At 63.4% G+C, this 17,551-nt stretch carries 11 protein-coding genes; all 11 read left to right on the plus strand.

All coding sequences use genetic code 11. The features are described 5' to 3' along the window. Positions 1 to 137: 137 nt before the first annotated feature. The gene (locus IPM84_27270; GenBank protein ID MBK9096390.1) at positions 138 to 3,098 is read left to right on the plus strand and encodes a S8 family serine peptidase; all 2,961 of its coding nucleotides are present in this window, start codon (positions 138 to 140) and stop codon (positions 3,096 to 3,098) included. A 380-nt stretch (positions 3,099 to 3,478) separates the two neighbouring features. Further along, positions 3,479 to 8,395 carry a hypothetical protein gene (locus IPM84_27275; GenBank protein MBK9096391.1) on the plus strand — a complete coding sequence of 1,639 codons (4,917 nt, stop codon included), beginning with the start codon at positions 3,479 to 3,481 and terminating at the stop codon, positions 8,393 to 8,395. Between the two features lie 440 nt (positions 8,396 to 8,835). Then, positions 8,836 to 10,521, plus strand: a complete 1,686-nt coding sequence (locus IPM84_27280) for a hypothetical protein (protein MBK9096392.1) — start codon at positions 8,836 to 8,838, stop codon at positions 10,519 to 10,521. Positions 10,522 to 10,760: 239 nt separating this feature from the next. After that, positions 10,761 to 11,189, plus strand: a complete 429-nt coding sequence (locus IPM84_27285; GenBank protein ID MBK9096393.1) for a hypothetical protein — start codon at positions 10,761 to 10,763, stop codon at positions 11,187 to 11,189. Between the two features lie 296 nt (positions 11,190 to 11,485). Next, positions 11,486 to 11,842, plus strand: coding sequence for a 50S ribosomal protein L19 (gene rplS, locus IPM84_27290; GenBank protein ID MBK9096394.1), 357 nt, complete (start codon positions 11,486 to 11,488; stop codon positions 11,840 to 11,842). Positions 11,843 to 11,945: 103 nt separating this feature from the next. Next, on the plus strand, positions 11,946 to 12,602 hold the full coding sequence (locus IPM84_27295; protein MBK9096395.1) for a ribonuclease HII: 657 nt from the start codon (positions 11,946 to 11,948) through the stop codon (positions 12,600 to 12,602). Continuing rightward, positions 12,599 to 12,964, plus strand: a complete 366-nt coding sequence (locus IPM84_27300) for a YraN family protein (GenBank protein MBK9096396.1) — start codon at positions 12,599 to 12,601, stop codon at positions 12,962 to 12,964. Before IPM84_27295 ends, IPM84_27300 begins: the two co-directional genes overlap by 4 nt. After that, the gene (gene miaA / locus IPM84_27305; GenBank protein MBK9096397.1) at positions 12,948 to 13,940 is read left to right on the plus strand and encodes a tRNA (adenosine(37)-N6)-dimethylallyltransferase MiaA; all 993 of its coding nucleotides are present in this window, start codon (positions 12,948 to 12,950) and stop codon (positions 13,938 to 13,940) included. Before IPM84_27300 ends, miaA begins: the two co-directional genes overlap by 17 nt. Before the next feature lie 73 nt (positions 13,941 to 14,013). Continuing rightward, entirely contained in the window at positions 14,014 to 15,345 is a 1,332-nt protein-coding gene (locus IPM84_27310; protein ID MBK9096398.1) for a hypothetical protein, read from the plus strand. Between the two features lie 234 nt (positions 15,346 to 15,579). Beyond that, a complete protein-coding gene (gene greA, locus IPM84_27315; GenBank protein MBK9096399.1) occupies positions 15,580 to 16,053 on the plus strand; it encodes a transcription elongation factor GreA in 474 nt (157 codons plus the stop codon). Between the two features lie 3 nt (positions 16,054 to 16,056). Further along, positions 16,057 to 17,544, plus strand: a complete 1,488-nt coding sequence (lysS, locus tag IPM84_27320) for a lysine--tRNA ligase (GenBank protein ID MBK9096400.1) — start codon at positions 16,057 to 16,059, stop codon at positions 17,542 to 17,544. Positions 17,545 to 17,551 lie beyond the last annotated feature (7 nt).

The following is a 17,551-nucleotide window of genomic DNA, read 5'->3' on the forward strand; positions in this document are numbered from 1 at the left end:
ATGATTAGCTTCCTGCACTCTACAGCCGGACCAGTTAGAATTGGTTGATCCCCAGATGATTGTGCTGACCTCCTGACCGGCGCGGTCGCCAATCCCCCTTTCCCCCAATCCCCTATCCCCCAAAAAAGGAGATTACGATGGACGACAGTTTTGCAGCACCTTCCACCCATTCGCCAAGTAGTTCCCCGCCCAGGTTCTATCTCTTCCTGATCGTCGTGCTCCTGCTTGGCGCGGCGCTGGTGGCAACCACGCGCATCCGCGCGCAGGAGACAGGCAGCAGCCTGTTGCGCCTGCAATGGGCCACCTTCGATCCGCGCGAGGTTGAGCAAAAGATGCCCGCCGGCGCCCTCGGCCTGGTGGACCCGGAGAAAGCGCCCTATCAGATCGTGCAGTTCCGCGGCCCCATCGAAGAGGCGTGGAAAACCGAGCTGGCCGGCGCCGGACTGGAACCGCTGATCTACATCCCTGATTATGCGTTTGTGGTACGGGTGCATGGCGAGGCCAGCCTGGCGCAGGCGCGCCAGATGCCGCAGGTGCGCTGGATCGGGGCCTACTACCCGGCCTTCAAGCTCAGCCCGGCTCTGACTGCGGAAGCAGCGTCAGCCAACGCCGCGCTCGATCTGCGCGTGCTCGGCTTTCCCGGCGAAAATCAGGACAGCCTGCTCGCAACCCTCAGCGGACTGGGCGCGCAGGTCAGTACAGCCTCTGACCACGGCTGGGGGCCTGTGCTGCGCCTGCGCCTGAACGCCGATGCGCTGCCCGCCCTGGCCCAGGTGGATGCGGTGCAGTGGATCGAGCCGGTTTACCCCGTGACGTTGAGCAATGATGTCGGTCGCGGCATCATGAACGTCAACCTGGCCTGGCAGCGCATGACCGCCCAGGGCGTCAACCTCTTCGGGCAGGGTCAGATCGTGGGTGTGGCCGATTCCGGTCTCGACACCGGCAGCCTCGGCACCATCAGCGCCGATTTCGCCGGCCGCATCGTCAGCACCTATGCCCTGGGGCGCACCAACAACTGGAGCGATCCGAGCGCGCACGGCACGCACGTGGCCGGCTCGGTGCTGGGCAATGGCGTCAATTCGGGCAGCAATCCGGCAACTCATACTTACGCTGCATCCTTTGCCGGCGTCGCACCTGAAGCCCAGCTCGTCTTCCAATCTCTGCAGGACTCCAGCGGTGGCCTGGGCGGCATTCCCGACGACCTCAACGACCTCTTCCAGGTGGCGTACAACGACGGCGCACGCATCCACACCAACAGTTGGGGCGGCCCCACCGGGTCAGCAGGCAATCCATATGGCGGTTATACCGCGAACGCGCAGGAGGTGGATCAATTCACCTGGACGCACCAGGACATGGTGATCCTCTTCGCCGCGGGCAATGAAGGCACCGACCAAAACGGCAACGGCGTGATTGACCCCGACTCCATGGCCTCGCCGGGCACGGCCAAGAACGCGATCACCGTCGGCGCCAGCGAGAATCTGCGCAGCAGCGGCGGCTACAACCCCGGCGGGGCGTGCAGCCTGTGGGGCAACTGTTGGCCGGGCGATTTCAGCGCCAGCCCCATCAGCTCTGACCGCCTTTCGGACAACGCCGAAGGGCTGGCCGGCTTCTCCAGCCGCGGACCAACCGACGATGCCCGCATCAAGCCTGACATCGTCGCGCCCGGCACCAACATCGTCTCGGTGCGCTCACACGGCGCCGGCGCGGGCACAGGCTGGGGCGTGTACGATAGCAATTACCTCTACGAGGGCGGCACCAGCATGGCCACGCCGCTGACCGCCGGCGCCACCGCGCTGGTGCGCCAGTGGATCATCAGCGTGCGCGGCATCGCCAATCCCCTGGCCGCGCTGGTCAAGGCCGCGCTGATCAACGGCGCGCACAACATGGCGCCCGGCCAATACGGCGGCGGCGCCACCCAGGAAGTGCCCAACGGTCGGCCCAACAGCGTCACCGGTTGGGGCCGCGTGGACGTGGCCGCCAGCGTCAAGCCTGATTCGCCGATCCAAATTGTGCTGAAGAACGACACCGCCGGCCTGGCGACAGGCGGCGTCAGAACCTACCAGATGACCATCAACAACGCGGCGGCCGCCGCAGCTGATGTGGCCGCAGTTGACAGCCGTGGCGGAGCACGCCCCGTCGCCTATGCACCGGCCGCCGAGATGCTGATCAACGGCGGCTTCGAGCAGTATCACAACGGCTGGACCGAAACCACCCAGGTGCCTACGCCCATCATCAACCATGCCAATGACCTGCCTGTGGCGCCGCACAGCGGCAGCTACGCGGCCTGGCTCGGCGGCTATCATGACGCCGACGACCAGCTCTTCCAATCGGTCAATGTCTCGGCCGCGGCCACCGGCGCCACCCTGGGATTCTGGTACTGGTCCACCACCGACGAAAGCAGCGCCAGCTTCGACTACTTCGCGCTGCAGATCATTGATCCCGTCAACGGCTCGCACTACGTGGATGCGGTAGACATTGACGCGGTGCCGCCCACCGATGCCTGGCAGTACGCCAGCTACACCCTGACCCCCAGCCAGGTGACGGCCATCCGCGGCAAGACGGTGCGCGTGCGCTTCCGCGTCGTCACCGATGACAGCGTCCTTTCCAGCTTCTTCATTGACGATGTCAGCTTCGATGTGCAAAGCGGCCCGCCGGCCACTGCTACCGTCACACCAACCCCCACCGCCACCCCGATTAGCGGCGGCGGCCCCCTGCGCATCACCCTGGCCTGGTTGGACTACCCCGCCAATCCCGGCACTACGCACGCCCTCGTCAATGACCTGGATCTGGAAGTGACCGGGCCCACCGGCACGGTCTACCACGGCAACGGCGGCGGGTCGGCCGACCGCAACAATGTGATCGAAACCGTCTTCCTGGACAACGCACCCAGCGGCGCCTACACCGTGCGCGTCAAGGGCTTCAACGTGCCCCAGGGCAGCGCACAGCCGTTTGGTCTGGTTGCCAGCGGCAAGAACCTGACCGAAGGCGGCGGCGCAGCCACGGCCACACCCACCCCCACGCGCACGCGTACCCCAACGCCAACGCCCACCGGCGGCGCTTCGCAGCGACGCAGCTACCTGCCCTACGTCGCACCGTAACACAAGCCTCCGGCTTGTTTGTTACCGCGTCATCTTTGGTACACGGATTTTCACAGATCAACACAGACACGAAAGCGATCAGTGTCAATCTGTGTCAATCCGTGTACCTCTCCTGTCTGGCAAGAAATGTCAGGTATCGCGGCCGCACTCGTGGTAGACTGGCGTTCAGATCATCCGACGATTGCTCGGCCCACAGCCGGGAACCTGGCTGGCCATCGGTGACCTGGCCGTAGACGCGTCCGGGGAACCAAATGCGTGCGCAGTGTCAGCGCAGGGCCACTACTTATGGCGCCATCCCGACGCGAAACGACACTTATCCCAGCACCGGCGCCCTCCGGTGCTTTCTGAATTAGTTATCCCGCTTCCCTAAGGAGAGTACCATGTCTCACCCAATCCCGGTTCGTACCCTACTGCTGAGCCTCTGCCTCAGCCTGCTCATCTGCGCGCCCGTCCAGGCCGGTGATGATCCAACCGCCCAACCTGGCGCGCCAGAAAACCCGACCACCCTGCCCTACCCGATCCTGTTTGTCGCACAACCGCCCATCCGTTCGGACTTCACCACCATCGGCTCCACCTTCGGCAACCAGGGCACCGACATGTCAGCCGTCGCCCGTGGCGGCGACCTCTGGATCCGCTATCCGGACGGTAGTCTCAAGAACCTGACGGCCGCGGCCGGCTACGGTGCGCCCAGCGCGTTCCAGGGCGCCACCGCCATCGCCGTGCGTGATCCGGCTGTGCATTGGAGCGGTAGCAAAGCCCTCTTCAGCATGGTGATTGGCGCGCCCACGCAGCGCTACCAGTGGATTACCGTCTATTGGCAACTCTACGAGATCACCGGCCTGGGGCCTGCCGACACCCCGATCATTACCCTGGTGCCCAATCAGCCGGCCAACTTCAACAACATCTACCCGCTCTACGCCAGCAACGAGCGCATCATCTTTGTCTCGGACCGGCCACGCGATGGCGCGGCGCATCTTTACCCCCAGCGTGACGAGTACGAACTGGCGCCCACCAACACCGGACTCTGGAGCCTTGATCCCCAGACCGGCGACCTGCGCCTGCTCAACCACGCGCCCTCCGGCGATTTCGGTCCCATCATTGACAGCTTCGGCCGCGTGCTCTTCACCCAGTGGGATCACCTGCAGCGTGACCAGCAGGCCGACGCCGACGCCAACTATGGCACCGGCGCCAACTGCGCCAGCAGCTACTACGGCACCTTCAACTATTCTGATGAATCGGCCGCGGCCGTGCGCCTCGATGACCGCAGCGAAGTTTACCCGGAGCCGCGCCCCTGTCGCGGTGATCTGCTCGGCGGCACCAACCTGGCCGGACACACCTTCAACCAGTTCTTCCCCTGGCAAATCAACGAGGATGGCAGCGAAGGCGAGACCATCAACCACTTGGGGCGCCACGAACTGGCCGGCTGGATCCCGCGGGCGCTGACCGATGACCCCAACCTGATTGACTACTACGGGCAGATCGGCCGCTTCAACCCCAATCTGATCAACAACATGTTCCAAATCAAGGAAGACCCCCTGCACCCCGGCGCCTACTACGGTGTGGACGCGCCCGAATTCAGCACGCACGCCTCCGGCCAGGTCATCAGCATGACGGTACCGCCCGGGCTCGATGCCGATCATGTCGCCGTGACCTACGTGACCCATCGCGCCACCGCCAGCTATCGCCAGGATAACGACCCGCCCAACCCCAATCACTCCGGTCACTACCGTGAGCCGCTGCCCCTTGCTGATGGCACCCTGCTCGCCGTGCATACGCCGGAAACACGCGCCGAAGGCAACCAGGGCGGGCCACATGACACCCGCTATGATTTTCGCCTCAAGACCCTAACCCTCGGCGCCAACGGCTACTGGGTCGGCGGCCAATTGCTCACCACCGGCATCACCAAGACCCTGGGCTACTGGTCGCCCGACGAGTACATCAGCTACAGCGGCCCCCTCTGGGAGCTCAACCCGGTTGAAGTTCGGCCGCGGCCCATCCCCAGCCGTCCCACACCGCCGCTGGCTGCGCCCGAGCAGCAGATGTTCGATCAGGCCGGCGTCACGGTGGCGGAGCTGCGCGCCTACCTGGTGCAAAACCAGCTCGCCCTCGCTGTCAGCCGCAACGTGACCACCCGCGACGACCTGGATAAACAGCAGCCGTTCAACCTGCGAGTGCCCGGCGGCGCGCAGACCCTGGGCACAGGCGGGCGCATCTACGACCTGGGCCATCTGCAATTCTTCCAGGCCGATCAACTGCGCGGCTTCAGCGGCTGCTGTGGCGAGACGCCTTTCCCCGGTCGCCGCGTGCTTGCCCAACCCCTGCACGACGCCGCCGCGCTCAACAACAACCCACTGACCGGCGGTCCCACTGGCAGCGTCGCCGTCGCGCTCGATGGCTCGACCGCGGCCTTTGTTCCCGCCCGCCGCGCCATGACCTGGCAACTGACCGACGGCAGCGGCGCCAGCGTCATTCGCGAACGCTACTGGATCACCTTCCAGCCCGGCGAGGTGCGCGTCTGCACTTCCTGCCACGGCCTGAACACCACCGACCAGGCCGGGCAACTGCCGCCCGCCAATCCACCGCAAGCCCTGCTGCAACTGCTGCAATACTGGAAGGCTCAGCACAATGCCACCGCAACCCCCACCCCCCTCAGCGCCACGCCGACCGCGACCCCCACGCCGGCGGTCGTCACCGTTACGCCCACGAGCACCGGCGTGCCCGCATCGGCAACCCCCACGCCGTCGCCCACGGCAGCGCCCGTCACCCCGCCGCCCACGCCCAACCTACCGCCCGATCATCCACGGCTGTGGCTGCGCCCGGCTGACCTACCGCGCCTGCGCGCCTGGGCCGTGCCGTCCAACCCCATCTACGCCCAGGGCATTCAGGCCCTCGCGCTCGACTACAAAGCGCGCATGGACGATGGCCGCCTGTTCACCGAAGACTGCGGCTGCACCTTCGGCGCCTACTATGCGTACCCCGTCGAATGGGGCGCGGAACTGTTCGCCTTCATGTCGTTGATTGAAAACAGCCCGGCAATCCGTGCTGACTACGCGCAACGCGCCCGCACCCTGCTCATGACCATCATGGATCAGGCGGTGCTTGGCCCCACCCCGGAGGACAGCCATTACCGGGGCGCCAACTTCTCTACCAATATGCGCTCCCTCTTCTTCGGCGAGGCCTTCCCACTCACCGTTGACTGGATCTACCCCTCGCTGACGGCGCAAGACAAGGTCACCATTCGCACCGTCTTCTTGCGCTGGCTCAACGAGAATCTGGTCGCCACCACCTCCGGTCTCGATCACCCAGAGCCGGTGTGGCTGCTGAACAACCCGGCCCTGCTCGCGGATGCGGACCGCTTCCGCACCGCGGCCAACAATTTCTTCGATGCGCACATGAACCAGATCGGCCTGATGGCGATGTCCCTGGACGCGGCCGATGATCCGGGCAATCCAAACGTGGTTGGGGATCAGGTGCAGGATTACCTGGCGGATGCCACCGGCGCCTGGCTCTACATGCACCGTCAACTGACCCTCAGCCAGGCTGGCGGCGGCATCTCGCCCGAAGGCGCTGCCTATGGCCCCACCGGCCTCGGTCGCGCGGCCGAACTGATGCTGGCCCTCTACACGGCCGGCCAGGCCGATCCCGCCGTCTGGGGGCCGCAGGTGCAATTGGACGGCGATCCCTTCTGGGACGCGGTCATCCCCGGCCACATGCAGTTGCTCAGCCCCGTGCCCAGCATCCTGCCAGGGTTGGAGTACATGGGGCCGGTCCATCTGCCCACCGATTTTGGCGATGCGCAGGATGTCTGGATGCGCGACACGATGACCCTCTTCGGCGCCCTCGGCCTCTACGCCGATTATCGCGGCGATAGCGCCCGCCGCGACGCCATCCGCTGGGCGCAGACTCACCTGGCGCCCGGCGGCGCCGCACACCTCGTTCAGCGCGCCGGCGATTTCAACCATGTGCGCGACTGTGTGCTCTACTTCATGCTGTTCGATCCGGCCGCTGCTCCAGTCGCAGACCCACGCCCGGCCCTGCCCACCGAGTATCTTGCGCCGGGCGTCGGGCTGCTCTCAGCCCGCACCGGCTGGGATGCCCAGGCGCGCTGGTTCACCTACAAGCTGGGCTGGAACAGCATTGATCACCAACACGGCACCGGCAACATGTTCGAGTTCTACCGCAAGGGCGAATGGCTGACCAAGCAATGGGCCGGCTACGGCGTTTTCTCGGGCAACTCCGACTACAAGAACACCCTGGCTCTGCAAAACGACCCGCCGAACACCGGTATCAGCTTCTGGCAGGCCAACTACGCGCACGGCTCGCAGTACGCCTATGGCCCAGGCGGCGATCCTACCTGGCTCGCGCACAGCCTGGCGCCGCATTATGTCTACGCCAGCGGCGACGCTGCCAATCTCTACAACAACCCGGACGCCAACTCCAGCGCCATCCTGCAGGCGCAGCGCGCCATCGTCTGGCTCAAGCCTGACACTATCGTGGTTTACGACCGCGCCGCGTCAGCCAGCGCCAACCGCTTCAAGCGCTTTTGGCTCATGCTGCCGGCCGCGCCGATCATCGTTGGACATCACGTCACCGTCACCACGCCTGCCGGCCAAATCCTGGCCGTAGATACGCTGCTGCCACCCACAGCCGCCTTGAGCTTCGACAACAGCGTTCCCAACGGCGCCGGCTACGATGAAACAGCGGTCGGGGAGATGATGCACTACCGGCTGCAGGTGGAAGCGCCGGGCGGCCCGGCCGCGGTGCGCTTCTTGCACGTGCTGCAGGGCCTGGACGCGGGCGCGGCGCCCGCGCCGGTGACCGCCGTGCAAAGCGCCAGCGGCATCCCCTACGCTGGCGCGATCATCAGCGATACCGCCGTCCTGTTTCCCGTCAACTTTGGCGACAGTGGCGCGTTCAGCGTCAGCCTGCCGGCCACTGTCACCGCCTTCTTGATCACCGGCCTGCTGCCCAATGCCGGCGTCACGCTGACCGTGCAGCCGGCCGGCGCCGGCCAGACACTCAGCGTGACGCCCGGCGGCCAAACCTACCGCGCCGATGGCGGCGGCGTCCTGGCCCTGGGGCGCCTGGCCTCGCCGGCCTGCGTAGACCAAAATCAGGACGGCCGCAGCGGCGCCGATGATGTGCAACGCGTGGCCGGCTCTTGGAACACCCATCTCCTCACCCCTGGCTGGGATGCCAGCCTCGATCTGAACTACGACGGGCAAATTGACCTGCTCGATGTCACGCTGGCCGCATCCGCCTGGGATCAGGCGTGTACGGTCAACCAGATTTGGTAGGAAATGTCAAGTCTCGTCATGCTTTCATGCTTTCATGCTTTCCTTGACAGACTATCAGCACCCGCGGCATGGTTGGCACAGACGGAGCCAAAGTCAGTGTTCTTACAGAATCGCCGACCGTGGTCTGTTATAATCTCGTTACGTTCCCGAATGTTTGTACCACAGTCCCTACCATCCCGTCGTCAACCCACCAGGTGGGCGTACTCCAAGGTCATCACCGCCACATGACGCCCAAACACAGAAACCAGGCACTGGCAACTGCAAGGAGGCAGCGAACGACCTATCGAACAACATTTGGCTGACCCCTCGGATCTTTACCACGTGTCCCCTCATGCCCCCTCATATAAAGTCCAAAGACGATTGTCGGTTTCCCGCTTGGTGATGATAGCGAGGCAAGCCGGCGCGTCGAGTTTAGTTTGCATCTGTCACAGGAGGATCGTATGAGTCTCTTTAGTCGTCGCTTGCGGGCCATGAGTCTGGCCCTGATCGTCATGGTCGTCTTGGCCGGCATGCCGCTTTATGCGCAGCGCAGCCAGGAGGGCTTCGTTTCCACCGAAAACGTTGGTACCGCTGTGGCTGCAGCGCCGTTTGAAGAAGTCGCAGAGTGGTCGGACAAGATGCCAGAATTGAGCAGCGAACAGCAGGCTCAGTTGGATTTCAACATTGACCGCGTCAATCTGCCGGGACCAGCCCGTGATCTCGACTCTGCCGAGGCCAGCGATGGTCTGCAGTTGGACGTCGCCCCGGCCGCTGATTCCGAGACCACGTTGGCCGAAGCGGCCAACGCCGACAAGGCGCCGCTGGCGCCTGGCGATGCCCAGCTCTATCGTAACGTTGCCTTCGGCGGCACCATCCCCAGTGGCAATAAGTCGAACGTGCTCGAGCCCAGCCTGGGCGTCGGCGGCAAGTACGCCTTCTACAGTGGCAACTGGTTTGCCGCGCGTTCTGTTAACGGCGGCTCGACGTGGAGCTACATCAACGCGTACACCAACATGTCCGACTTCTGCTGTGACCAGATTGTGCAGTACGACAAGGCGCGTGACATGTTCCTGTGGCTGCGCCAGGGCGTAGCCAATGCCTCCGGCGTCAATCGCTTCCGCCTGAGCGTCTCCACCAACGGCGCGGCCTCCTTCTGCGCCTATGACTTTTACCCCACCAACACCAACAGCGGCTGGACGAACCAATGGTGGGACTATCCGCACATCCAATTGGGCGCAGACTACGCGTACATCGCTTACAACATGTTCAACGCCAACAGTTCCTGGACGCGCACGGTAATGCTGCGTCTCCCGCTGGATGCCCTGCGCTCCTGTTCCGGGTTCAGCTACAACTACACCTCCAGCACCTCGTGGTTCACCTTCGTGCCGGTGCAGGGCGCGGACCATGTCATGTACTTTGCGTCCAACAACCCGACCAGCTCGCCCTACAACCGCATCAGCATCTGGCGCTGGCCGGAGAATTCGACGAGCACCTACCAGGTCATCAACAGCGTGGCGGCGTGGACGTATGGCAGCAGCCATCAGTGCGGCAGCAGCAGCGGCAACTGGATGGGCCGCTCCAGCGACCGCCTCTTGGCCGGTGCACGCTACGAACTGCACCACGCCAACCTCAACGTCAACGGCCGTAAGATTCTCGGCTGGTGGTGGAATGTGCAGCAGGGCGGCAGTTTCACGCAGCCCTACATCAATGGCTACGCGGTCTACGAAGACACCCTGTCCCAGGTCAGCGGTAGCCAGGGACGGCCCTACATCTGGAGCTCCAGCTACTGCTACGGCTACCCCAGCGTGGCGGCCAATGCACGTGGTGACCTGGGCATCGTCATGGACTACGCGCAGAGTAGTGATAGCTGGAAGTCGCGCGTCGGCTACATCATCGCCGATGATTTCACCAACGCGCCGCCAGGCTTCAGCCTCCATGGCGTCATCTCCAGCAGCGCGCGCCCCTCTGACAACAAATGGGGCGACTACAACACGGTGCGCGTCTTCCAACCCGGTCAAAATAACTGGGTGGCCGGCGCTCACTACATCCCCGGCAGCACCAACTGCAGCGTCTGCAGCGCCCCGGTCTACTTCGCCTTCGGCCGCTCACGCGACTACTACAACTGGAGCCGCTGGGCTGGCTACTAAACCCTGAGATAGACCTAAGATGGCGGCGGCCCCTCGCCCGCCTCCTGAGCCACTGACGGACCAGAAGTCCGGCGTCGCACATGCGACGCCGGACTTTTCTGTGGCCTGCGCCGTGCGTCCGCAATTGAACAAATCGCGCCAGGCAAGCGTCTTGGACGCGGCTCAACGAGAGTGAGACTTCGGAAGTCTGCAAGACTTCGGCAGTCTGCGAGTCAATCATCCAAAGGAGTCAGTACAACATGATGACAACAAGACAGTGGAGCACTTTCAAGATGTGTACCATCGCCAATATCGTGGCGCTTGCCCTGGGCGCCTGCACCTTCCAGGCCCCCATGAGCAATACCGGCGGTCAAGCCGACCAAACCGGCTGCCCCACACCCACGGCTGTGATCGGAGATAGCCTCGGCGCTGAAGAGAGCGGGCAGGCCAACGCCAGCCCTGTCGGCGTAGACGACCTGACCGTTGCCGCAGGGCCAACCGAACAACTCAGCCCGGCGGAACGCGAGGCAATACTGGACCGAGTCAATCAAGGCCCAGCCCGGCCTGACAGCGCAGATACTGCGTCGGTTCCTCCTGTACCTGGCACCGAATCTCACCCCGGAGACGCAACCACAGCCGATGCAGCCACCGACCTCGATGTTGCGCCCACGCCCACCCCCTGCCCGTAGTCCGCGCTTTGGTCACGCCTCGGGCGCGACGGCCGTCCGTTGCCCATTCGGCATCGCGCCCGAGGCGCTGACCACCGATAATTTGGCGGTTGTGTTACTCCATGTTATAATCGCCAATCGTGCGTCAACACGGCAATAAACCATGTGCGAAGTCTGACCCGGCGGCCCATGCCACCGGGTTCCGCTTGTCATAAAGGGCCTGCTGCGACCGGGACTGCAAGCGTCAGAGATCATTCGACGCAAGACCAAAAAATGGCAAAGACAGACCGTAGGAATCATAAGAAGAAAGGGTCATCATGACGAATACTTTGATGCTTTCAGTAGAGCAAGAACAACTGCGCAGCGACATGCCGGCGCTGAGAATCGGTGACACGGTCAAGGTGCATCAGCGCATCATCGAAGGCAACCGCGAGCGTGTGCAGATTTTTCAGGGCGTCATCATGCGCCTGCAGGGCGGCAGCGGTGTCAATTCATCGTTCACCGTACGCCGCATTGCATCGCACGGCATTGGCGTCGAGCGCACGTTCCTGTCGCACTCGCCCCGCCTGGACAAGATCGAAGTCCTGCGGCACAGCAAGGTGCGCCGTGCCCAGCTTTACTTCCTACGTGAGCGCCGCGGCAAGTCCGCCCGCCTGCGTGAGCTGCGCGACTAGTCCGTCGTCGCCGCTCGTTCGCCGGGGTGCGGGGTGCCTTTCACTTCGCCAAGCGTGAGAGCGCAGGGATGTTCCCTGCGCTTTGTTTTTGGAGCGCGCAACTATGCCTGACCTGAGCGAAGAAACCCAGCTCTGGCAACTGGGCTACGGCACCGTGGCCGGGCTGGATGAGGTGGGCCGCGGGGCGCTGGCCGGGCCGGTGGTCGCAGCCGCCGTGGTCTTGCCCATCCTAAGCGATGTGCCGCCGGCGCTGGCTGAGGTCAATGACTCCAAGCAGTTGAGTACACGCCAACGGCAGCGCCTGGCCGTCGCCATTCACCGGGTTGCGCGTGGTGTAGGTGTCGGTTATGTGGCCGCCGCTGAGATTGACAGGATTGGCATCGTGCCGGCAACCCGGCAAGCGATGCAGCTCGCGCTCGCACAATTGCATGCCCTCGGCATGCCAGCCGATTTTCTGTTGATTGATTTCTTGACCCTGGAGCTTCCGGTGCCACAAAAAGGAATTGTCAGAGGGGACAGTTGCTCGCTCTCGATTGCCGCGGCCTCGATCGTGGCCAAGGTCACGCGCGACCGCTGGCTGACCGCTCTGCACGACACCTTTCCGGCCTACGATTTTGCGCACAACAAGGGCTATGGCACGCCTGCGCACTTGCGAGCGCTGGCCACCGTCGGTCCATGTCCTGAGCACCGACTGAGCTTTCGTCGCGTGCTGCCAACGCCCCAACCGCCGGCAACTTGGGCGGCAGAGCAGCAGGCATGACCACCGCACGCCAGGGGCTGGGCGCTCGCGGTGAATTATTGGCGGCCGCCGAACTGCAACGCCAGGGTTACACGATTCGAGCCACCAACTGGCGCTGCCGTTTTGGCGAAATTGACCTGGTGGGGGAGGATGCCGGCGTCCTGGCTTTCGTCGAAGTGCGTACCCGGCGCGGCGCCGCCTTCGGCACACCCGAAGAATCGGTCACGCCCGCCAAGCAGGCGCGCCTGGTTGCCACCGCGCAGACCTATGTCCAAACCACCGGCTGGACCGGCGCCTGGCGCATTGACGTCGTCGCCATTGTGCTCGATCACGCCGGTCACCTGCAGCGCATCACGGTGCTCCAAAATGTCGTCGGAGAATGAGACACGCCCGCCCGACCCTGCCCTGCCTCCGCTGATTGCCGTGGTGGGACCGACCGCCGTGGGCAAGACGGCCCTGGCCATCCGGCTGGCGTTGGCCCTGGACGGTGAAATTGTCTCGGCTGACTCGCGCCAGGTTTACCAGGGGATGGACATTGGCACCGCCAAGTCTACCGCCGCCGAACGAGCATTGGTGCCCCATCATCTGCTGGACATCGCGCCGCCGGAGCAGGCGCTGACCCTGGCTGAGTTTCGGGACCTGGCCTACCAAGCGATTGATGATATTCTGCGCCGCGGGCGCTTGCCCTTCCTGGTGGGCGGCAGCGGCCAGTATGTGCGGGCCGTGCTGGAAGGTTGGACGCTGACCGCGATCGCGCCTGACCCTGACCTGCGCCTCCGCCTGGAAGCGGACGCGGTCCGGCACGGGGCCGCGGCGCTGCATGAACGCCTGGCTGTGCTCGATCCGGTTGCCGCGGCGGCCATAGATGGGCGCAACGTGCGCCGCGTCATTCGGGCGTTGGAAGTGTGCCTGACCAGTACACAGCCCATCAGCCAATTGCAGACGCGACAGCCGCCGCCCTATCGGGTCTGGCAGGTTGGCCTGCAGCGGCCCGTCGCTGATCTCTACGCACGCCTCGATGCGCGGGTGGATGCTATGTTGGCCCAGGGGCTGGTGGCCGAGGTGCAGCAGGTGCGCCAGCGCGTGCTCGGACTTGGCTTGCAAGCGACCCAGCCGGCGCTGACTGGCCTGGGCTACCGGGAGATTGGGCAATACCTGGTCGGTGATTTGACCCTGGATGCGGCCGTGGTGGAAATCAAACGCAACACCCGCCGCTTCGTGCGCCAGCAACGCAACTGGTTCCGCGCCACCAACCCGGCCATTCACTGGTATGAAGCGGAACCCGACCCGACGGCCCGCATCCTGGCTGGCATCCACGGCTGGCTGACCGCGAGCGCCCTGCGCGCCGATGAGTGCTGACATTGGCGCCGATGATTTTATTATGTAAACAAGCGAGAGACACGAAAGCGAGAACCGCGAAAGGAAGGCGAACATGATCGCTGCGCAAAAAGTAACGACGTCCTGCCCTTATTGCCGGGCGTCCGTACCGGTTGAGATTCACAGTATCATTGACGTGGGCCAGAACCCCGACCTCAAGGGGCAGTTTTTGTCGGGCCGCCTGAATTCAGCGACCTGCCCGAACTGCCGACGCACTTTCCAGATGGGCGGCGCCCTGCTCTACCATGATGGCAGCAAGGACTTCCTGGGCATTTTCCTACCACACGAAATCAACCTGGCCAACAGGGATCGTCAGCGCATGATCGGCGATCTCAACCGACACCTGGTGGACAGCCTGCTGCCGGAGCAGCGCCGGGCGTATCTCTTCCAGCCCAAGGAATTCATCACGCTCAACGGTATGGTCGAGGCCATCCTGGCTGCCGACGGCATCACGCCGGAGATGCAGCGCGCCCAGCGTGAGCGGATGCAGTTGCTGGAGACCATTTTGCGCGGCGCGACCAGCGCGGACGCGCTGCAGGCCATGGCCAAAGAGTACGATGCCAAATTGGACTTGAACTTTTTCACCATGCTGGCGGCCATGGTGGAGCAATACGCAGCCGAGGGCGACACCCAGTCTGCCAACATGTTTGCCGCGCTCTATCAACAGATCCTACCGCAGACCTCGTTTGGTGACAAGGCCAGGGCACAGCAGGAAGCCGTCGGCCAGATCAACCAGCAGACCACGCGGGAGCAACTCCTGAACATGATCGTGGCCGCCGAGGACGATCAACTCGAGGCCTATGTCATGGCCGGTCGTCCGCTGATTGACTATGGTTTTTATCAAGAGCTGACCGGCCGCATCGAAACGGCGCAGGCGGCTGGCGACACCGCAACAGCCCAGCGCCTGACCTCGCTGCGCGAGCGCATCCTGGCGCTGACCGCGCAACTTGACCAGGCCAGCCGCCAGATGCTCGAAGAGGCCAGCACGTTCCTGCGCGACCTGCTGCAAGCGCCTGACCCGCAGACCCTCCTGCAGGAGAACTGGGATCGGGTGGACGATGCGTTCATGCAGGTGCTGGAGATGAACCTGGAGGCGGCGATGCAGCGCGGCAACCGTCCTGTGGCCAACCGTCTCAACGCGATCATGCAGACGATCATGCAGCAGATGCAGTCGGCGCAACCGCCTGAAGTGCAATTCATCAACGAACTACTGACCACCGAATACCCAAGCGGCACCCGCAAATTGCTGGTTGAGCGGCGCGCTGAACTGACACCTGATTTTCTGGCCGCCCTGGATGAAGTCGCGGGCATGATGGAACAGCAGGGGCAGGCCGAAGTAGCCAAGCGCCTGCGCGACGTGCGCGGGCAGGCTGCCCTGGTGGTGTGACAGCGCGTGCCATCTTGTCAATTCCACGGTGATCGTGTATAATGACGTCGTTTGTATCATGCTGGCGATTTTCCCGGTTTGCCACCGCAGCCAATGCAGGGGTCACATCATCATCAGATAGGCTCGATAGAAGACGGCGCCTTCGGCGCTGGTCTTTTTTTTGTTTCATTGCGCGCCATAGCGCGCCATAGCCCTGGTCAACGCCGTGACCACAAGAATGCACGAGAGAGGACGATGGCGAATAACAAGGAAGTATACTTGACAGTAGAAGGTATTCAGAAGCTGCGCGAAGAGCTGGAATACCTGCAGACCGTACGACGGGCGGACGTGGCCCACAAGATTCACGAAGCCAAAATGGATGGCGACGTGTCTGAGAATGCGGGCTACGACGAAGCCAAGAATGAGCAGGCGTTTGTGGAAGGACGCATCAAGACCGTTGAGCGCCTGATTGCCGGCGCGGTCATGATCGAGAGCAATCACCACAAAACCCACGTCGTGCTCGGCGCTCGCGTCACGGTACGCGATATCGAGTTTGACGAGACTGACACCTATGTGATCGTTGGTTCGGCCGAAGCTAACCCAGCAGAGGGGCGAATTTCGAACGAATCGCCTATGGGCCGCGCCTTGATGGGCGGACGGGTGGGTCAGCACAAACAGATCAACACACCAGGCGGCACCATCAACGTGGACATCGTCGAGATCGAGTGACCCGTGTTTGAAAATCTGAGCGATCAAGAGCAGGCCCGCCGCGAAAAGCTGGCGCGCTTACAAGAACTGAACATCCCTGCCTATCCCGCACGCTGCCAGCGCACCCACACGGCGCAGGAGGCAGTAGCGGCCCTGGAAGCCGCCGAGGCAACCGGCACAAGCGCGGCGACCGTCTGGTTGACCGGCCGCCTGGTGGCGCTCCGGATCATGGGCAAGGCGTCCTTCGCCCATATCGAAGACGGCAGTGGTCGTTTCCAGTTGTTCATTCGACAAAACGACGTGGGCGCTGAGATCTACGAGAATCTGCTCAAGAAACTCCTGGACCTCGGCGACTTCGTCGAGGCCAGCGGCGCCCTTGTGCGCACCAAGACGGGTGAACCGAGCTGCCAGGTGCAGTCACTGCGCCTGATCAGCAAAGCGCTGCACCCCTTACCAGATAAGTGGCATGGCCTGCGCGATGTCGAGACCCGCTTTCGCCAGCGTTACGTGGACCTGCTGGCCAATCCAGAGGTGCGCCAAACCTTTGTCACGCGGGCGCGCATCGTCAGCGCCATCCGTCGCTACCTGGATGAAGTCAGTTTCCTTGAGGTGGAAACCCCCATCCTGCAGCCGCTCTACGGCGGCGCGGAGGCGCGGCCTTTTGTAACCTATCACAACCAGCTCAAACAGAATCTCTACCTGCGCATCTCGTTCGAGCTGTACCTCAAACGCCTGCTCGTCGGTGGCTACGAGCGCGTCTATGAGATCGGCCGCGACTTTCGCAACGAAGGCATCAGCTTCAAGCACAACCCGGAGTTCACCCAGCTTGAGTTCTACGAAGCCTATAGCGACTATGGCGGCATGATGCGACGCTGCGAAGAATTGATCACGTCGGTGGCGCGGGCGCTGAACGGCCATACCCGCCTCACCTACCAGGGTCATGAGCTTGATCTCACCCCGCCCTGGCGCCGGCTGACGATGCGCGAGGCCATTCGCACGGCCACCGGGCTGGACTACGCGGATTACGCCGATGCCGCCAGCCTAGCCGCCGCCATGCGCGGTCTGGGGCATCCACCAGAAGCCAACGCCAACCGAGGAAAACTGATCGAGAGCCTCTTTGCCACGCACGTCGAGCCAAATCTGGTGCAACCGACGTTCATCCTGGATTATCCGGTGGAAATTTCGCCACTGGCCAAGAAAAAGGACACGGATCCCACCACGGTCGAACGCTTCGAATGCTTCATCGGCGGCATGGAAATAAGCAATGCCTTCTCCGAACTCAACGATCCGCTCGATCAACTGCAGCGTTTCGAAGACATGGGGCGCGCGCTGGCTGCCGGTGACGAAGATGCGCATCCACTCGATGAAGACTTCATCACCGCGCTCTGCTACGGCCTGCCGCCCACCGGTGGTTGTGGCATCGGCATTGATCGCCTGGCAATGATCTTCACCGATCAGCCCACGATTCGGGAAGTTATTCTCTTCCCCCACCTCCGTACAAAAGAAACATGAAACCAAG

The sequence above is a fragment of the Candidatus Amarolinea dominans genome (assembly GCA_016719785.1).
GTDB lineage: Bacteria > Chloroflexota > Anaerolineae > SSC4 > Amarolineaceae > Amarolinea > Amarolinea dominans.